General features: G+C 60.9%; 16 protein-coding genes. 7 read left to right on the top strand and 9 right to left on the bottom strand.

The window, feature by feature from the left end:
* Positions 1 to 2: 2 nt before the first annotated feature.
* The 6 genes from Q1A20_RS03020 to Q1A20_RS02995 all read right to left on the bottom strand — a co-directional run bounded on the left by Q1A20_RS03020 (position 3) and on the right by Q1A20_RS02995 (position 6,655).
* The gene (locus Q1A20_RS03020) at positions 3 to 1,823 is read right to left on the bottom strand and encodes a M3 family oligoendopeptidase (RefSeq protein ID WP_299403697.1); all 1,821 of its coding nucleotides are present in this window, start codon (positions 1,821 to 1,823) and stop codon (positions 3 to 5) included.
* Positions 1,824 to 1,892: 69 nt separating this feature from the next.
* The gene (locus tag Q1A20_RS03015; protein ID WP_299403700.1) at positions 1,893 to 2,777 is read right to left on the bottom strand and encodes an amidohydrolase; all 885 of its coding nucleotides are present in this window, start codon (positions 2,775 to 2,777) and stop codon (positions 1,893 to 1,895) included.
* Entirely contained in the window at positions 2,770 to 4,368 is a 1,599-nt protein-coding gene (locus Q1A20_RS03010; RefSeq protein ID WP_299915854.1) for an ATP-dependent DNA ligase, read from the bottom strand. Before Q1A20_RS03010 ends, Q1A20_RS03015 begins: the two co-directional genes overlap by 8 nt.
* The gene (locus Q1A20_RS03005) at positions 4,365 to 5,378 is read right to left on the bottom strand and encodes a ligase-associated DNA damage response exonuclease (RefSeq protein WP_299403712.1); all 1,014 of its coding nucleotides are present in this window, start codon (positions 5,376 to 5,378) and stop codon (positions 4,365 to 4,367) included. The genes Q1A20_RS03010 and Q1A20_RS03005 overlap by 4 nt, the downstream gene beginning before the upstream one ends.
* A gap of 39 nt (positions 5,379 to 5,417) precedes the next feature.
* Positions 5,418 to 6,365 (bottom strand): alpha/beta fold hydrolase, encoded by a 948-nt coding sequence (locus tag Q1A20_RS03000; protein ID WP_299403714.1) that lies wholly within the window; start codon positions 6,363 to 6,365, stop codon positions 5,418 to 5,420.
* Positions 6,365 to 6,655: an SCP2 sterol-binding domain-containing protein gene (locus Q1A20_RS02995; RefSeq protein ID WP_298970491.1), complete on the bottom strand. Its 291-nt coding sequence runs from the start codon at positions 6,653 to 6,655 to the stop codon at positions 6,365 to 6,367. Before Q1A20_RS02995 ends, Q1A20_RS03000 begins: the two co-directional genes overlap by 1 nt.
* A 74-nt stretch (positions 6,656 to 6,729) precedes the next feature.
* On the opposite strand from Q1A20_RS02995, the gene Q1A20_RS02990 reads away from it, so the two are divergent.
* From Q1A20_RS02990 to Q1A20_RS02970, 5 genes are all read left to right on the top strand, one after another.
* Positions 6,730 to 7,287, top strand: coding sequence for a tetratricopeptide repeat protein (locus tag Q1A20_RS02990; protein WP_298970085.1), 558 nt, complete (start codon positions 6,730 to 6,732; stop codon positions 7,285 to 7,287).
* A 25-nt stretch (positions 7,288 to 7,312) separates the two neighbouring features.
* Positions 7,313 to 10,147 (top strand): helicase-related protein, encoded by a 2,835-nt coding sequence (locus Q1A20_RS02985; RefSeq protein WP_299915851.1) that lies wholly within the window; start codon positions 7,313 to 7,315, stop codon positions 10,145 to 10,147.
* Positions 10,148 to 10,525: an RNA-binding S4 domain-containing protein gene (locus Q1A20_RS02980; RefSeq protein ID WP_298970082.1), complete on the top strand. Its 378-nt coding sequence runs from the start codon at positions 10,148 to 10,150 to the stop codon at positions 10,523 to 10,525. It begins immediately after the preceding gene.
* A 51-nt stretch (positions 10,526 to 10,576) separates the two neighbouring features.
* On the top strand, positions 10,577 to 10,915 hold the full coding sequence (fdxA, locus tag Q1A20_RS02975) for a ferredoxin FdxA (protein ID WP_298970081.1): 339 nt from the start codon (positions 10,577 to 10,579) through the stop codon (positions 10,913 to 10,915).
* A 292-nt stretch (positions 10,916 to 11,207) separates the two neighbouring features.
* Positions 11,208 to 11,720 carry a CarD family transcriptional regulator gene (locus Q1A20_RS02970; protein ID WP_298970080.1) on the top strand — a complete coding sequence of 171 codons (513 nt, stop codon included), beginning with the start codon at positions 11,208 to 11,210 and terminating at the stop codon, positions 11,718 to 11,720.
* A 51-nt stretch (positions 11,721 to 11,771) separates the two neighbouring features.
* On the opposite strand, the gene cobS is transcribed toward Q1A20_RS02970, so the two are convergent.
* Positions 11,772 to 12,533, bottom strand: coding sequence for an adenosylcobinamide-GDP ribazoletransferase (cobS, locus tag Q1A20_RS02965; protein WP_298970078.1), 762 nt, complete (start codon positions 12,531 to 12,533; stop codon positions 11,772 to 11,774).
* An 83-nt stretch (positions 12,534 to 12,616) separates the two neighbouring features.
* On the opposite strand from cobS, the gene cobT reads away from it, so the two are divergent.
* Positions 12,617 to 13,630 (top strand): nicotinate-nucleotide--dimethylbenzimidazole phosphoribosyltransferase, encoded by a 1,014-nt coding sequence (cobT, locus tag Q1A20_RS02960; protein ID WP_298970076.1) that lies wholly within the window; start codon positions 12,617 to 12,619, stop codon positions 13,628 to 13,630.
* A 49-nt stretch (positions 13,631 to 13,679) separates the two neighbouring features.
* On the opposite strand, the gene Q1A20_RS02955 is transcribed toward cobT, so the two are convergent.
* The gene (locus Q1A20_RS02955; protein ID WP_298970074.1) at positions 13,680 to 15,554 is read right to left on the bottom strand and encodes a monovalent cation:proton antiporter-2 (CPA2) family protein; all 1,875 of its coding nucleotides are present in this window, start codon (positions 15,552 to 15,554) and stop codon (positions 13,680 to 13,682) included.
* A 25-nt stretch (positions 15,555 to 15,579) separates the two neighbouring features.
* A complete protein-coding gene (locus Q1A20_RS02950; RefSeq protein WP_298970490.1) occupies positions 15,580 to 16,035 on the bottom strand; it encodes an Lrp/AsnC family transcriptional regulator in 456 nt (151 codons plus the stop codon).
* A gap of 160 nt (positions 16,036 to 16,195) precedes the next feature.
* Between Q1A20_RS02950 and hppD the strand changes: the two genes are divergently transcribed.
* Positions 16,196 to 17,290, top strand: coding sequence for a 4-hydroxyphenylpyruvate dioxygenase (hppD, locus tag Q1A20_RS02945; RefSeq protein ID WP_299915848.1), 1,095 nt, complete (start codon positions 16,196 to 16,198; stop codon positions 17,288 to 17,290).
* The last annotated feature ends 6 nt before the right edge of the window (positions 17,291 to 17,296 follow it).

Here is a 17,296-nt window from a genome sequence, read left to right as displayed (position 1 = left end):
CTTCAATCCTCCATCGCTTCCAACTCGTCGATGAAGCCGGAGATCATCGACAGGCCCTTGTCCCAGAACGCGGGGTCCGAGGCATCGAGACCGAAGGGGGCCAGGAGTTCCTTGTGGTGCTTGGAGCCACCGGCCTTGAGCATGTCGAAATACTTCTCTTCGAAGCCCTCGTCGCCTTCTGCGTAAACCGCATAGAGCGCGTTCACCAACCCGTCCCCAAAGGCATAGGCGTAGACGTAGAAGGGGGAATGCACGAAATGCGGGATATAGGCCCAGAAGGTCTCGTACCCGTCCATGAACTCAAAGGCAGGCCCAAGGCTTTCGGCCTGCACCGACATCCACAGCGCATTGATGTCTTCGGGGGTTAATTCGCCCCCACGGCGCGCAGCGTGCAGCTTGCACTCGAAATCGTAGAACGCGATCTGGCGCACCACGGTATTGATCATATCCTCGACCTTGCCCGCCAGCATCACTTTGCGTTGCGCGGGATCCTTGGCACCATCGAGCATTTTGCGGAAGGTCAGCATCTCCCCAAAAACCGACGCCGTTTCGGCGAGGGTCAGCGGGGTGGAGGACAGCATCTCACCCTGTTCGGCGGCCAGCACCTGATGCACACCGTGGCCCAATTCATGCGCCAGTGTCATCACGTCGCGCGGTTTGCCAAGGTAGTTCAGCATCACGTAAGGGTGCACGTTGGTCACGGTCGGATGGGCAAAAGCGCCGGGCGCCTTGCCCGGTTTAACGGCGGCATCGATCCAGCCCTTGCGGAAAAACGGCTCTGCGATCTGGCCCATGCGCGGATCAAAGGCGTTATAGGCCTCCATCACCGTTTTCTCGGCCTGATCCCAATTGACGATGCGATTGTCTTCCATCGGCAGCGGCGCATTCCGGTCCCAGACCTGCATCTTGTCGAGGCCGAGCCATTTGCGTTTCAGCTCATAGTAGCGGTGGCTGAGCTTGGGGTAGGCCTCCACCACCGCATTGCGCAGCGCTTCGACGACCTCTGGCTCCACCTGATTGCTCAGATGGCGGCCCAGCTGCGCCGTCTCCATCCCGCGCCACCGGTCAATGATCTCTTTTTCCTTGGCCTGTGTGTTGTGCACCCGCGCAAAGGTCTTGATGTTCTCGGCAAAGACCTCTGCCAGCTCGCGCGCGGCGGCCTCGCGTTTGGGGCGCTCGGGATCGGTCAGCAGGTTCAGCGTGCCTTCGATGTTCAGCGTCTCGCCCTCCACCTCGAAGTCCAGACCGGCGATGGTTTCATCAAAAAGCCGTTCCCAGGCGTCGCCGACCACGCCGAGGTCATGCAGGAATTTTTCCAGCTCATCGCTAAGCTGATAAGGCTTCATCGCGCGCACCTTGTCGAAAACAGGTTTGTAGCGCGCAAGGTCGGCGTTCTGGGCATAAAGCCCGTCCAGGTGATCATCGGCCAGCCGGTTGATCTCCAGGGTGAAAAACACCAGTGGGGTGGTGAAATTGGTGATTTTTTCCTGCAGGTCGGACATGAATTTCGCCCGGTCGGCATCCGTGGTCAGCTGGTAATAGCGCAGGCCTGCAAAGGACATGATGCGTCCCGCGACCTGATTGATCTTTTCATTGCGCAGCACGCAGTCCAGAAACCCGGGCGCATCCAGTTCTGCCAATTTTCCCTCGTAATCTGCGGCAAAGCTGGCGCAGGCCTGCTCCAGCCAGTCCAGATCGCGCTTTAGCTCTGGCGCATCCTCGCCGGTATAGAGGTCATCCAAGTTCCACTCTGGCAGGTCGCCCAACGGGCTGGCCGCCCCTGCTGCATTGGCGTCACGGACGGGGAAGGGAAGTTGGAACATCAAGGACCTCATATGTGTTTCGCTATACCTAAGGCGCACGTAAGCAAGGGACAAGCCGGGTGCTGCGGGTTAGCCTCTCGAAAAGCGGAATAATGCAGCAGGATTGTCCACCAGAATGCGTTGGCGGGTGGCGTCATCGGGGATCACACGATCAAGCGCGTTCAGCATCTCCGCGGCCTGTGGCATGCTGGCCCCGGCCAGCATCAGGTGCGGCCAGTCCGACCCCCAGAGGCACCGTTCCGGATTGGCCGCGATCAGGGCCGCGACTAGTGGGTCGGCTGCATCATAGGGAGCGGCGCACATGCGATAAAGCGCGGAGAGTTTCACCCAGGCCTTGCCCTCGGCCAACAAGCCGCAGAGTGTCTGGAACCCGTCGGACTGCGCGGTTAACGCATCCTTGGGCCAGCCGATGTGATCAAAGACGACATCGACATTCAGGCCGCGCACATCCGCCGCCAGCTCCGCCATATGGTCATCCGAATGACACAGCATCTGAATGTGGAGGCCGCGTTCCGCCAGCGCAGGCGCCATCGCCTTGGCCCCCTCCCAAGTGAGCACGCCACCATGCACGTAGTTCAGGCGCACCGCACAGATGTTCCATTCGACGAACTGGTCCATCTGCTGCTCTGACGCGCCATCCGGCAAGAGACCGACACCACGGAACCCCGTGCCCATCCGGCGCACAGCCTCCACGGTGACGCTGTTGTCGGTGCTATAGAGGATCGAATGCACGATCACACCGCGCGAAAACCCCAGCGTTTTCAATTGGGTGCGAAACTTCTCCAACCAACCCTCAAGGGTGGGTCCTGGGGCAGGGTTTTCCGCGCGCCCCTCCCAAAGCGGGAATTCACCTGCCCCCGCCACAAGATGCACATGCGCATCACAGGCCCCGGGGGGCGCCAGTTTCAGCGGCGCTTGCGGTGCGGGGGGCATTCCGGCGTCAGGCTTATCCATAAATTCTCAGCATATCGTTCAAATCGTCCAATGTATTGGCCTCCTGCAGCGGTTTGTCCTGCCGCCAGCGCGACATACGCGGAAACCGCAGGGCAACGCCAGATTTATGGCGCGGGCTGGCCTGAATACCCTCGAACGCGATTTCAAAGACATGATGTGGCGTCACCTGCCGCACCGGGCCAAAGCGCTGCAGCGTGTTCTTGCGCACCCATTTGGTGATCTCACGAAACTCCGCATCCGTCAGGCCGGAATAGGCCTTGGTGAAAGGCACCAGATCGTTGCCATTCCAAACCGCAAAGGTGAAATCCGTGAAGAGATTGGCGCGCCGCCCGTGCCCCGCCTGCGCATAGATCATCACCGCGTCGATGGTCAGCGGATCAAGCTTCCATTTCCACCAATCACCCTTCTTGCGGCCCACCAGATAGGGGCTTTGGCTGCGTTTCAGCATGATCCCTTCGGCATTCTCGTCCCGCGCGACGCTGCGCAACTCGGCAAGATCGTCCCAACTCTCGAAATCCAGTTGCGGAGAGAGCCGGACCGGCGCGTCGGGGGGAAGGGCCGCGCAGGCGGTTTCCAGCAGGTGCCGCCGCTCGCTAAAGGGCGTCTGCCGCAGATCATGCCCCTGCCATTCAAGAAGGTCATAGGCGTGCAGGACCACCGGCGTTTCTGACAACAGCTTTTTCGGCACAGTTTTGCGCCCGATCCGTTTTTGCAAGGCATTGAAGCTGTCGGGCCGGTCGGAGGCGGCTTGCCAGACCAGCAATTCGCCATCCAGCACCGTGCCGGGGGGCAGGAAGTCCACCGCGCGCGCCAGTTCCGGGAAGCGGTCTGTCATCAACTCCTCGCCGCGCGACCAGACAAAATGCGCCCCGTCCCGCAGGATCAGCTGGCCGCGAATGCCGTCCCACTTCCATTCTGCCCGCCAGTCGTGGGTGTCGCCCAGAGCGTCAGGCGTGTCCTCCAGCGCATACGCGAGGTAAAAGGGGTAGGGCCGCGAGGCATCTGCGGAGGCGTCTTCGGCCTCAATCAGCGCCTCCCATGTGGTGTCATCGGGGTGCCAGTTGCCCATTAGCCGATGCGCCAGTTCCGCTTCGGGCTTGTCCGTGGCCCGTGCCAGCGCGCGGGTCATCAGTTTTTGGCTGACGCCCATGCGGAACCCGCCGGTGATCAGCTTGTTGAACACAAACCTCTCGGTGCCGCCCAACTCTGCCCAGGCCTTCAGGACAAAGGCTTTGCGGGCGTCTTCCTCAACCGCTGACAGGTCGCGCAGCGCGTTGATCCACTGCGACAGGCTCCGGTCACTCGATGTCTCGGTTGCGGGCAGGACAAGTGCAATGGTTTCGGCAAGGTCGCCGACAATCGGATAGCTCTCCTCAAAGAGCCAAAGCGGGATGTCCGCCGCCTCCGACGCCCATTCGCGCAGTTTGGTGGTGGTCACCGCGCGTTTGGGACGACGACCTGAAAAGAGCGCCATGGTCCACATCCGGTCCTCATGCGGCGCGGTTTGGAAATAGGCGGCCAGCGCGGTCACCTTCACGGTGGTCTTCGTGCTCTGATCGATGGCGCTGAAGAGCTGGGCAAACCGTTTCATTCCGGGCCCTCGGTGTCGAGGTTTTCGCCTTCAAACTCGGTGGGCACCACTTGCGCGTTCCATCCATTCTCCGTCAGGTAGCGGGCGAAAACATCGGTGTAGCCGTGGGTGACATAGATGTTCTCGGCCTCTGTCGCTTTGATTGCGTCAAGCAACCCGCTCCAATCCGCATGATCCGAGATCACAAACCCCCGGTCGCCCGCGCGCCGCCGCCTGACACCGCGCAATTGCATCCAGCCGCTGGCAAAGGCGCTTTCCTGCGGGCCGAATTTGCGCGCCCAGGCGCTGCCCATAGCCGAAGGCGGGGCCAGCACCAAGGCGCCTTTCTGCGCTTTGGGATCCGTTTCTGCCGTGACCGGCACCGTTGCGGGCAACGCCACCCCTTGCGCGCGCAGAACGGTATTTGTGGCCTCCACCGCGCCATGGGCCAGGATCGGTCCGATCTCCGGGTTCAGCATCGTCAACAAGCGCTGCGCCTTGCCCAGAGCATAGGCGCCCAGAAACGCGGTTTTGCCAGCCGCAGCGCAGGCGGCCCACCAGGCGTTCAGGTCCTCAGCGACCCGCGCTTGCGGCTGCCAGCGAAAGACCGGCAGGCCAAAGGTGGATTCGGTGATGAAGTGATGACACTTCTGCGGCTCGAAGGCTTCCGACAGCCCGTCGTTTTCGGTTTTGTAATCGCCAGAGGCCACCCAGACCTCGCCGCCGACCGCGACCCGGATTTGCGCCGACCCCGGCACATGCCCCGCGGGATGAAAAGACACCGTCGCCTCCTCGATCTGCAGGACCTCGCCAAGTGAAACCCCCTGGGCATCGATCTCTCCCAATCGGTGCCGCATCACCGGCAGGGCGGCATGCGTCGCGAGATAGCTGCCGTGCCCGCCCCGCGCGTGATCGGCATGGCCATGGGTGATTAGTGCCCGGTCCACGGGACGCCAGGGGTCGATGTAGAAATCGCCAGCGGCGCAATAGATGCCGCGGTCGGTGAAAGTCAGGGCGGGGCTGGTCTTCATACCGGCCAATTTAGCGGGCTCAGCCCATTTGCCCAGAGCCTAGCCGTGGCCGCCGCTGCGAAAGAGATCTGCCATCATGTCAAACAGCGGATTTGCGACCGCATCGCTTTCCATCAGCACCTCATGTTCGCCGTTCTCAACCAGTTCCAGACGTCCGCGCGCCCAGGACGCCATGCGGCGATGGATTGAAGGGACATCGACAATGCGCTCATTGGTGCCCAGGAAGGTCACGCAGGGCAGGTTTGGGGCGGGACGGCTGGCCAGATGTCTGGTTTCCAACAGCGCCTCGCGCAGCCAGACAAAGCTGGGACCGCCAAGTGCCAGCTCAGGATGGATTTCGAGTTGCTTGCGCATCATCTCGAACTGGGCCCGGTCACGGGTCAGCAGATTGTCGTCAAACCCCTCCGTCAACACGTGGTGTTCGATCTGGGTGCCCGGGGGCAGGCGGTGCCCCTGACCGACGCGGGGCATCAAATGGCTCAGCGCCCAGGCCATCGGGCGCAGATGCGGCGCCAGATAGATGCCCCACATCGGGGCGGAAAAGGCCGTCGCCTGAACCGAAAGCCCTTCCATCACGGCCCGCAAGCCGATGGCCCCGCCCATCGAGTGCGCCAAGAGAAAGAAAGGGCGCGGCATGTCCAGCTCACGCGCGGTGCGCACCATGGCATCCACGTCTTTCTGGTAGTCGGTAAAATGGCCGACATGACCGATCAGCGGGTTATCCAGGAGGCGATCCGCCAGCCCCTGTCCGCGCCAATCGATCGCCATGCTTGCCAGGCCGCGTGTCGCGAAGGACGCCGCACAGCGATCATATTTTTCGATAAATTCGGTGCGACCAGGGAACATCAGCACCGTGCCCTTGGCCGCTTCCGGTCGCCAGTGGCCAACCCGGATGCGGATGTCATCCGACGCGGTCACCCAATGCGCGGCCCCGCCCGCCGCGCCATAGGCAATATCGCTCAGAAAGGGGGCGGGGGTCAGAGCCATCAGGCGAGCGCGGAGGCCAGTTGCATTGCCATGCCCATGTCACCGTCAACGCTGAGCTTGCCGGACATGAAGGCGCTGGTCGGGTTCGTGTCACCCGACAGGATCGATTGGAAGGTATCCGCGTCAGAGGTCAGCGTCACATCCGCCGGTTCATCCGCCGCGCGCGCGCCGGTGCTGTCCATCATCACGCTGCCCTCGCCGGAGATCACGAATTTGGCCGTCCCGCCGAAATCCGCACCCGCCAGTTTTTCGTTCAGAACTGTTACAGCTTGGTTCACAATATCGCTCATCATCAGGCCCTTTTGCCAATCTGCGTGTCTGGGGTCTGGAATTGCCCTGCACGCCTGTTACATTCACATGTGTTATGGCTATGAAACCGGTTATCCTCAAACGTATCGTTACGGCACTTGTCGCCTTGTTGCTCTATGTTGCGCCATTGCATGCACAACAGACCGAAGCGGAATTATTGCAGCAATTGCAACAGGCCCCCGAATCGGAAGCAAAGCGTCTGGATCGGGAATTGAAACTGCTGTGGGGGCGATCTGGATCTGCGGCCATGGATTTACTGCTTACCCGCGGGCGCGATGCCATGGAAGCAGAAGATAATTCAAAAGCCATTGATCATTTTACGGCGCTGACGGATCACGCGCCCGATTTCGCCGAGGGCTGGCACGCCCGTGCGACGGCTTATTACAAGGCCGGGCTTTACGGACCGGCGCTGGATGATCTGGAGCGCGCGCTGGCATTGAACCCGAACAATTACCATGCGATCTTCGGCCTTGGGGTCATGCTGCAGGAATTTGGGGATTTTGAGCGCGCGGCTGAAGCCTTTGATCAGGTTCTGGCCTTGAACCCGCACCACGAGAACGCCAAGTCGGCGATGCAACAGCTCAAACGGAGCGGGATCGGCCGCACTCTCTGACCCCCAGACATGCAAGGACAGCGCCGTGACAGGTGAAACCCGGGTTGTGGCCGTTTTAGGCCCAACCAACACAGGCAAGACCACCTATGCCATCGAACGCATGCTGGGCCACAAGAGCGGTGTGATCGGATTGCCGCTGCGGCTTTTGGCGCGCGAGGTCTATGACCGCGTTGTTGCGGCGCTCGGGCCCTCCGTTGTTGCCCTGGTCACCGGTGAAGAGCGGATTGTGCCACCGCGCACCCAATACTGGATCTGCACGGTCGAAGCGATGCCCGAGGGCATGGGCTGTGATTTTCTCGCCGTGGATGAAATCCAGCTTTGCGCCGATCCGGAACGTGGGCATGTCTTTACCGATCGGTTGTTGCGGGCCAGAGGGCTGCATGAGACGCTGTTCCTGGGGTCGGACACCATGCGCGGCCCGATCCGGGCGTTGGTGCCAAATGCACAGTTCGTGCAACGCGAACGGATGTCGACCCTGACCTATACAGGTCCGAAAAAGATAAGCCGGATGCGCCCGCGCAGCGCCATCGTCGGCTTTTCGGTTGAAAATGTCTATGCGATTGCCGAGCTTATCCGCCGCCAGAAGGGCGGTGCCGCAGTGGTCATGGGGGCGCTGTCGCCGCGGACGCGGAATGCGCAGGTCGAAATGTATCAGAACGGAGAGGTCGATTTTCTGGTGGCCACCGATGCCATCGGGATGGGGCTGAACCTTGACGTCGATCACGTGGCGTTTTCCAGCCTGACCAAATTCGACGGGCGCCGGATGCGTCCTCTCGCGCCCAATGAACTGGCGCAGATCGCCGGACGCGCCGGGCGCGGGATGAAGAACGGCACCTTTGGCGTGACCGGAGAGGCATCGCCGTTGGAGGAGGGGGTCGCTGAGGCGATCATGGACCACCGCTTCACCCCGCAAAAAAAGCTCAACTGGCGCAATCATGCGCTCCAGTTCGGCACCATTGACCGTCTGATCCAGACCTTGGAGGCGGCGCCCGACGACGAAATTCTGGTAAAAGCGCGCGAGGCCGACGATCTGGGCGCGCTGAAAGCCCTGGCGCAGGTCACCGAGGTTGCGGCGCGGTGCAGCGATGGGCCTTCGGTCAAACTGCTTTGGGATGTGTGCCGGATCCCTGACTTTCGCGGCATCAGCCACGCGGAACACGCGGGCCTTCTGGAGGCGATATTCACCTATCTGCACGAACGCGGCCAGATCCCGGACGATTGGCTGGCGCAACAAATCAACAGAATTGATCGAACCGATGGCGACATTGATGCGTTGTCCAAGAGATTGGCGTTTATCCGCACATGGACTTATGTCGCGCAGCGCAAAGGCTGGACGATTGACGAAAGTCATTGGCGCGAGCAGGCGCGTTCTGTAGAAGACCGATTGTCAGATGCGCTGCACGAGCGTTTGACCCAAAGATTTGTAGACCGGCGCACATCCGTGCTCTTGCGCCGGCTCGGCCAGAAGGAAGCCATGGTGGCAGAAGTATCGAATACCGGCGAAGTAACCGTCGAAGGCGAATTTGTGGGACGACTGGAAGGGTTCCGGTTTTCCCAGGACAAGGGCGCCGGCGGCGCGGAGGCGAAAACCATCAAGACGGCGGCGCTGCAGGCGTTGGCGCCCCAATTCCATTTGCGCGCGGATCGGTTCTATAACGCCCCGGACACGGAGATCGATTTCACCGAGCAGGGCGGCCTGATCTGGGGGAAGGACGCTGTTGGCAAGCTGGTTGCCGGTGCGGATGCGCTCAAGCCGCAGGTTGAGGTTTTTGTCGATGACGTGGCGGGGCCCGAGGTGGCGCAGAAGGTGCAACGTCGTTTGCAGCATTTCATCGACCGCAAGATCGCGGCGCTGTTTGAGCCGCTGCTGAACCTTGGTCGCGATGAAACGCTGGCCGGGCTGGCGCGTGGCTTTGCCTTTCAGATGGTCGAGGGCCTCGGTGTTTTGCCGCGCGCCGCTGTTGCCGATGATGTGAAGGCGCTCGATCAGGACGCGCGTGGCGCCTTGCGCAAGCACGGCATTCGGTTCGGGCAGTTCACGATCTTCATGCCGCTTTTGCTGAAGCCCGCCCCGACGCGGCTGCGTCTGGTGTTGTGGTCCCTGTCGCAAGGGGTTCAGGACTTCCCCGAAGCCCCCCCTCCGGGTTTGGTGACGATCCCCGCGGATACCGCTGCGCCCGCAGGGGCGGATACGATGTCGGGCTACCGGATTGCCGGGGAGCGCGCGATCCGTATCGATATGCTGGAGCGGTTGGCGGATATGCTGCGCTCGGAGAATTCGCGTGCGGGGTTCGAGGCGACAGCAGACATGCTGTCGATCACGGGCATGACGCTGGAGCAGTTCGCTGATCTTATGCAGGGTCTTGGCTACAAGGCCGAGAAAGGCGAGCGTATAAAGGTCAAGGCCATTGATCCCACTGCTGCAGAAAAGGCAAAAGCGCCCGATGAGGTTGTGACGTCTGAGGCGGCGGAGACCGCAAGCGAAACGCCTGACGCCGCCGAAGTCGAGCAAGAGACCGCGCCAGCGGAGACGGCACCAGAAGCGGCGGACGATGCTGCATCTGGCGAAGATGCGGGAGCAGCCGCGACGGACACTGCGCCCGAGACAGAGGTTTTCTATACCTTCACCTGGGGCCGCACGGCACGTCCGGCAGGTCACGCTAACAAACGCGGGTCTGCGGATCGTCCGCAGGGCAAGGGCAAAGGCAAACCCGGCGGCAAGGGCAAGCGCGGCGGGCCGCGCAGTGACAAGGGGCAGAGCGGCCAGAAGTTTTCGGCCCGTCCGCCAAAACCGGAAAAGAAGATCGATCCGGACAATCCTTTCGCGGCAGCACTTATGGGGCTCAAGGACACCAAATAATTGGCTGAAAAACTCCGGTTGGACAAATGGTTGTGGCACGCGCGGTTTTTCAAGACCCGGTCGCTCGCCGCAACCCGCGTCGCCGCCGGGGACGTGCGCGTCAATGGCGTTCATACACAAAAGCGCAGCCAGATGGTCGGGCCGGAGGACGTTCTGACCTTTGCGCAGGGCGATCATATTCGCGTGATCAGGATCGATGCAATTGGCACGCGGCGCGGTCCGGCGCCGGAAGCTCAGGAGCTTTACACGGATTTGTCCCCGCCGGAGGCGAAATCCAAGGATAGCGACCCGAAAAACCCGGCCTATGAGGGAAAAGGTCGTCCAACGAAGCGCAATCGTCGCATCCTTGATCTTTCTAAGGCACGCTCTCTTGAATGATCCCTTTGCCTCATTTAGCTACCATATGATCTTGGGGAAAAAGAGGGTCCGATGACCTATATCGTGAACGACAGCTGCATTGCCTGCAAATACACCGACTGCGTCGAAGTCTGTCCGGTGGATTGTTTCTACGAGGGCGAGAACATGCTGGTCATTCACCCCGATGAATGCATCGACTGTGGTGTATGCGAGCCAGAATGTCCCGCCGATGCGATCCGCCCGGATACCGAACCGGACATGGAAAAATGGGTGGAATTCAACCGCAAGTATTCCGAGATGTGGCCGGTGATCATCACCAAGAAGGACCCGCTGCCTGACGCGGAAGAGCGGGATGGCGAATCCGGCAAGCTGGAGAAGTATTTTTCCGAAGCACCGGGTGAGGGCGGCTAGGTCAATCTGGCTGATTCGAAGCGGTCCCTGCGCAGAACTCTCCGGTTAAGGCACTCATTTTTCCCGATTTTTCGCAAGTTGACGCAGCGTGCGCTTTTTTGCGGTGCATTTTTGTGTTATACTTCTGTCACAAAGTAATAATGGACGAGCTAATTGCCCTGCCTCGAAGAGGGGGCAGGCACCGGAAAATCGACTTACTCACACTCAGGGGCGCGGCTGCGAGGCCACCGCTTGGTGTGATTTTGACTGTCGAAAGTTTCGATTTGCACGCCTGTTTTCTAAGGAACACTGAATGACCAAATCGAAGAAACTTGATTTCCGCCCGAACGAATTTGTCGTCTACCCAGCGCATGGCGTGGGTCAGATTCTGTCGATCGAGGAGCAGGAAGTGGCCGGTATTTCGCTGGAGCTTTTTGTGATTTCCTTTGAGAAGGACAAGATGACACTGCGGGTGCCGACGCATAAGGCGACGGAGATCGGGATGCGGGCGCTGAGCTCGCCGGATGTGATCACCCATGCGATGCGGACGCTCAAGGGCAAGGCCAAGGTGAAGCGCGCCATGTGGTCACGCCGGGCACAGGAATATGAGCAAAAGATCAACTCGGGCGATCTGATCGCGATTGCGGAAGTGGTGCGTGATTTGCACCGCACCGACGATCAGCGCGAACAAAGCTATTCTGAACGCCAGCTGTATGAGGCCGCACTTGAACGGTTGACCCGGGAGGTTGCGGCAGTGAGCGGTGGCGATGAGCTTGCCGCGGCCAAGCAGGTGGGTGACGTGCTGGAAAGCCGCGTCGCGGCCTGATCCGATATCAAGGTTGAACAAGGCCGTTCCCTGAAAAGGGGGCGGCTTTCTTTATGTCAAGACGGCCACAAGAACCATAAGAACGGCAACTTCGGAAAGCTGTTGCACGGCGCCCAGAACATCACCAGTCTGCCCGCCTATTTTCGCGCGCGCCAACAGGCCCATGGCGGCGGCGGTCAACAGCGCCACCAGCAAACACAGGATCGCAATGCCACCTAGGCTCGCCCCCGCGAGGGCCAGGGCCAAGCCCAATCCGGCGATCACCGAGACCTCGCCCGGGCGACCGACGCTATGTGACAGGCCGGTGTCGCGCGCATGAGGCAAAGCGACCATCAGGCAGGGCATCACACTGCGCGAGAGCACGGCCACGGCAACAACCGGCCAAACGCCCAGTGGCAGCAAGAATGCATAGGCGACCCACCGCAGACCGGTCACCACGATCAAGGCAAGCAGGCCATAGGTACCGAGGTGGCTGTCTTTCATGATCGCCAAGCGCCGCTGTGCGTCGAACCCGCCCCAGAAACCATCGGCGGTATCGGCCAGCCCGTCCTCATGCATCCCGCCGGTTGACAGCATGAGGACGGCGAGAAGACCCCCCGCGGCAAGACCCGCAGGGAGCCCCAGACCCATCAGCGCAAACCCAAAGCCACCCGCAATCAGGCCCAGAACGGCGCCAGTGATCGAATAGGCCCACACCGCGCGTGCCGCGCGCTCATAGGCGCCTTCGTGCAGCTGCGGAAGCGGCAGGCGGCTGAGCAGGCTGCCCGCGACCAGCATATCCAGAACCCAAAAGGGTAATCTGTCGGTTTTCATGACATTACATGCCGTTTCTTGCCTTGTGAGTGTCTCAGCATTGGGTAATGAGGTGCAAAGAATGATGCAACCGAGGTGACCCGATGACAGCAGCTTTTTCCGATTTGGCAGGGTTCAGGAACCTCCTCGCAACGCAGCCTGCCAGGGACACAGCGGCCATCGCAGCAGCAGGCGCGCGCAACGGGCAATTGACCAAACCGCCCGCAGCCCTGGGCCGCCTCGAGGATCTTGCGATCTGGTATGCCGGGTGGCGCGGCACGGATCGCCCGACGGTTGCCGCGCCGCAGGTCATCGTTTTTGCCGGCAACCATGGGGTCGCGGCGCAGGGCGTGTCTGCCTTCCCATCGGAGGTGACCGCGCAGATGGTGCTGAATTTCGAGCACGGCGGGGCGGCGATCAACCAGTTGGCGCGCACCTTCGGGGCCAAACTGGATGTTCATGCCTTGTCATTGGACCGGCCCACGGCCGATTTCACACAAGGCCCGGCAATGCGCGAAGATGAGCTCTGCGAGGCTCTGCTGGCGGGTTGGAACGCGGTTGATGAGACCACGGATGTGCTGGTCACGGGCGAAATGGGGATCGGGAATACGACCTCTGCGGCAGCACTGGCCACAGCGCTTTTTGGCGGGGATGCGGGCGCCTGGACGGGGCGCGGCACCGGCGTGGATGATGAGGGTCTGGCGACGAAGACCCGCGTGGTTGCAGAAGGCGTGGCGCGACACGGCGGCAAAGGCGACGGGCTGGAAAAGCTGCGCCGTCTGGGCGGGCGTGAGCTGGCGGGCATGGTGGGGGCCATTGCGCGGGCGCGTAGCTTGCGTATCCCGGTGCTGTTGGACGGGTTCATTTGCTGTGCCGCAGCGGCCTGTCTGGAAAAGACGGTGGCGGGTTCCCTCGATCACTGCGTCGCCAGTCACCTGAGTGCCGAAGGCGCGCATGGCCCGATGTTGAAGGCGCTGGGCAAAGAACCGTTGCTGTCACTTGGCCTGCGTCTGGGGGAGGCCTCCGGTGCGGCGCTGTCCCTTGGGGTTTTGAAGGCTGCTGTGGCCTGTCTGAGCGGTATGGCAACCTTTGCCGAAGCTGGCGTTTCCGACAGCTGAACGCAGACATCGAAACCCCGATCTACTGTCAGGGTTTCGCGGCCTCACATCACGCGCTCTTTTTCTCGCTGTCGCGGCTGAGGAAGGCGGTTTCCAGCTCTTTCTGCAGCTCTTTGGCGCGGGCCAGGTAGGCCGCGTTCTGGCTGGCGGGAATATCCGGATCCCAGAGCTGCGCCAATTCCTGCACCGAATATCGGTCATGGTGGTAGAAGATGCGCTCGGCCTCCGCCGCCTCGTAATCGCTGAGCCCCATGTTTTCGAGCACGTAGCGCCCGGCGCGCAGGGAGCTGTCAAAGAGCTCGCGCACGATGTCATCGGCCCCCGCCTGATATAGCCTGTAAACATGGGTGCGGTCCCGCGCACGGGCAACGATATGCAGATCCGGGCGCAGTTTCCGGGCGTATCGGACCAGCTTTATCGCGGCCTCCTTGTCATCGAGCGCCACCACCAGCACGCGCGCCGCGTCCAGACCCGCAGCGCGTAGAATGTCAGGGCGCGTGGGATCGCCCAAAAACCCCTTAAAGCCAAAGCGCCGCATCACCGCGATCGTTTCCATGTCGTGATCCAGCACAACCGTATTGAACCCGTTGGCTTGCACCAGCCGGTTCACGATCTGCCCGAAGCGACCGATACCGGCGATGATCACCGGGCCTTCTTCGTCGATCTCGTCGTCTGGGTGTTGTTCCTGCGTGTCCTGCATCCGTTTCGAGAGGAAATCGTAGAGGATGAACAGCAAGGGTGTGATCAGCATGGAGATGGAGATCACCAGCAACAGCGTTTCGGCAACCCCCCTCGGAATGACGCCCTGCACGACGGAGAAGGACACCAGCACAAATCCGAACTCACCCGCCTGCGCCAGCGCGAGCGTGAAAAGCCAATGGTCCTTGCCCTTGAGCTTGAAGGCGCGCCCGAGGAAAAACAGGATCAGGCCCTTGATGAGGATCACCAGCAGCGCCATCGCGACGATGCCCGCCACGTTGTCGAACAGCAGGGTGAAATTGATGCCCGCGCCCACGGTGATGAAAAAGAGACCCAGCAACAGCCCCTTGAAGGGTTCAAGGTCGGTTTCCAACTCGTGACGGAATTCCGAACTGGCCAGCACCACACCGGCCAGAAATGCGCCAAGCGCCGGGGACAGGCCCACCAGCGTCATCAGAAAGGAAATGCCCACGACGATGAGCAGGGCCAGCGCGGTATACATTTCGCGCAGCCGGGCGGAGTGGATGTAGCGAAAGAGCGGTCGGGTCAGAAACACACCCGCCAGTACAACCGCAGCAATGGCTGCGAGGGTGACCAGCGTGACCCCCCATCCCGGCAGACCTTCGACCAGCGACAGGCTGTGGTGCGCCTTGTCGTGGGCTTCTTCGCCGGCGCGCTGGATCGAGCCGTCTGTGTTGAGTTGCGCAGGGACAGCCGCCACCAGCAGCGGCAGGAAGGCGAGGATCGGGATAACCGCGATGTCCTGCGTCAGCAGTACGGAGAACACGGATCGTCCGCCGCTCGTTTGCATCAGACCCTTTTCCGACAGGGTTTGCAGAACGATGGCCGTGGAACTCAGCGACAGCGCCAGCCCGATGGCCAGCGCCACGCCCCAGGGTTGGTGGTAGGCCATTGCGATGCCCATGATCGCCAGCGTGCTGAGCCCGATCTGTAAACCGCCCAGGCCAATGAGGCGGTGGCGCATGTCCCACAATGTGCGGGGTTCGAGCTCCAGCCCGATGAGAAACAGCATCATCACAACACCGAATTCGGCAAAGTGCTGCAGGTCTTCGGTTTCGGCGCCCACAAGCCCCAGCACCGGCCCGATGATGATCCCGGCCGCGAGGTAGCCCAGCACCGACCCCAACCCCAGCCGCGCCGCAATCGGCACCGCGATGACCGCTGCGGCAAGGTAGATGGACGCTTGGAACAGGAAACTTTCCATGAATGCGGGTTCTCCTCGCAGGGGATCAGGTGGGCAGGGGCCCGTCGGATTTCAGTTGGTCCATGACAATCTGGCTGTGAACGCGTGCCACAGCCGGATGCGGCAGCAAGACTTCGTGGATAAGCGCGTTTAACGCTGGTAAATCGGCACAGTAAACCCTCAAAAGATAGTCCGCATCCCCGGTCAATGTCCACGCACTCGTGATTTCCGGGCGGGTATCTACGAGGCGCGCAAAGCTCTTTGACTGATCCGGTCCATGCGTGCCCAGGTGAACCTGCACGAACCCCTGAACATGTAGCCCCAACCGTGCGGGATCAAGCCGGGCGACATAGGCGCGGATGTAGCCGTCGTTTTCCAGACGCTGGCGTCTGCGCCCGGCCTGGCTCGGGGAAAGGTTGAGACGTTCGCCCAGCTGCTGCGCGGTCAGGTGCGCATTCTTTTGCAGGGCTTCCAAAAGGCGGGTATCGACGTCATCCAGCATCATGCGTCCTTTTTCCACGTTTCACGCTTATTGTGCGCGCAATCCGCATGAATAGCCAATGCTTTGACCGAAGTTGCGCGAATTTCACAGTGAATAGGATGTATTTTGCCGTAAAACCGTGCGTTTCGCGCGTGATTCCACTCATTTCAGGAGTTTTCTCATGGGACCTTTCCCGCATGACGCACCAAAGTCTTCGATCACAGCCGAAAACCCGACCGGGACCGATGGGTTTGAGTTTGTGGAGTTCGCCCACCCCGACCCACAGGAATTGCGCGATCTCTTTGCGCGCATGGGCTATGCGCATGTGGCCAACCATAAGACCAAGCAGATCGAGCTTTGGCAGCAGGGTGACATCACCTATGTGCTGAATGCGGATCCTGAGAGTTTTGCTGCACGGTTTGTCGAAGAGCACGGGCCCTGCGCGCCCTCCATGGGTTGGCGCGTCGTGGATGCCCAGCACGCTTTTGACCATGCGGTGGCGAAGGGCGCCACGCCCTATGAGGGCGAGGGCAAAGCGCTGGATGTGCCGGCGATTGTCGGCATTGGCGGATCGCTGCTTTATTTTGTCGATCAGTATTACGACACCAGCCCGTATAACGCGGAATTCGACTGGATTGCGCACTCCAAACCTGCGGGGGTCGGTTTTTATTATCTCGATCACCTGACCCATAACGTGCACAAGGGCAACATGGACATCTGGTTCAAGTTCTATGGCGACCTGTTCAACTTTCGCGAAATCCGGTTCTTCGACATCGAGGGCAAGTTCAGCGGTCTGCTGAGCCGTGCGCTGACCTCGCCTTGTGGGCGCATTCGCATTCCGATCAATGAGGATCGGGGCGAGACCGGGCAGATTGTATCCTATCTGAAAAAATACAAGGGCGAGGGCATTCAGCATATCGCCGTGGGCTCCAGCGACATTTACGACAGCACCGATGAGATCGCCGCGCGTGGGTTGAAATTCATGCCCGGGCCCCCCGAAACCTATTATGCGCTCAGTAAGGATCGGGTTGTCGGGCATGAGGAGCCGATTGACCGGATGAAAAAACACGGCATTCTGATCGATGGCGAAGGCGTCGTCGATGGTGGCGAGACCAAGATCCTCCTGCAGATCTTCTCAAAAACCGTGATCGGGCCGATCTTTTTCGAATTCATCCAGCGCAAGGGTGATGATGGGTTCGGCGAGGGCAACTTCAAGGCGCTCTTCGAGAGTATTGAGCAAGAGCAGATCGATAGCGGGGAGCTGGCCGCGGAGTAAGCTGTT

It is taken from the genome of uncultured Roseobacter sp., from assembly GCF_947501835.1.
Lineage (GTDB): Bacteria > Pseudomonadota > Alphaproteobacteria > Rhodobacterales > Rhodobacteraceae > Roseobacter.
Note: the sequence above shows the minus strand (reverse complement) of the source record. Positions and strands in the feature narration are given on the sequence as shown.

What these genes read in the sequence shown, in the direction of transcription:
- Q1A20_RS03020 (WP_299403697.1), bottom strand. Translation starts at nt 1,823, where the DNA reads ATGTTCCAACTTCCCTTCCCCGTCCGTGACGCCAATGCAGCAGGGGCG.
- Q1A20_RS03015 (WP_299403700.1), bottom strand. Translation starts at nt 2,777, where the DNA reads ATGGATAAGCCTGACGCCGGAATGCCCCCCGCACCGCAAGCGCCGCTG.
- Q1A20_RS03010 (WP_299915854.1), bottom strand. Translation starts at nt 4,368, where the DNA reads ATGAAACGGTTTGCCCAGCTCTTCAGCGCCATCGATCAGAGCACGAAG.
- Q1A20_RS03005 (WP_299403712.1), bottom strand. Translation starts at nt 5,378, where the DNA reads ATGAAGACCAGCCCCGCCCTGACTTTCACCGACCGCGGCATCTATTGC.
- Q1A20_RS03000 (WP_299403714.1), bottom strand. Translation starts at nt 6,365, where the DNA reads ATGGCTCTGACCCCCGCCCCCTTTCTGAGCGATATTGCCTATGGCGCG.
- Q1A20_RS02995 (WP_298970491.1), bottom strand. Translation starts at nt 6,655, where the DNA reads ATGAGCGATATTGTGAACCAAGCTGTAACAGTTCTGAACGAAAAACTG.
- Q1A20_RS02990 (WP_298970085.1), top strand. Translation starts at nt 6,730, where the DNA reads ATGGCTATGAAACCGGTTATCCTCAAACGTATCGTTACGGCACTTGTC.
- fdxA (WP_298970081.1), top strand. Translation starts at nt 10,577, where the DNA reads ATGACCTATATCGTGAACGACAGCTGCATTGCCTGCAAATACACCGAC.
- Q1A20_RS02970 (WP_298970080.1), top strand. Translation starts at nt 11,208, where the DNA reads ATGACCAAATCGAAGAAACTTGATTTCCGCCCGAACGAATTTGTCGTC.
- cobS (WP_298970078.1), bottom strand. Translation starts at nt 12,533, where the DNA reads ATGAAAACCGACAGATTACCCTTTTGGGTTCTGGATATGCTGGTCGCG.
- cobT (WP_298970076.1), top strand. Translation starts at nt 12,617, where the DNA reads ATGACAGCAGCTTTTTCCGATTTGGCAGGGTTCAGGAACCTCCTCGCA.
- Q1A20_RS02955 (WP_298970074.1), bottom strand. Translation starts at nt 15,554, where the DNA reads ATGGAAAGTTTCCTGTTCCAAGCGTCCATCTACCTTGCCGCAGCGGTC.
- Q1A20_RS02950 (WP_298970490.1), bottom strand. Translation starts at nt 16,035, where the DNA reads ATGCTGGATGACGTCGATACCCGCCTTTTGGAAGCCCTGCAAAAGAAT.
- hppD (WP_299915848.1), top strand. Translation starts at nt 16,196, where the DNA reads ATGGGACCTTTCCCGCATGACGCACCAAAGTCTTCGATCACAGCCGAA.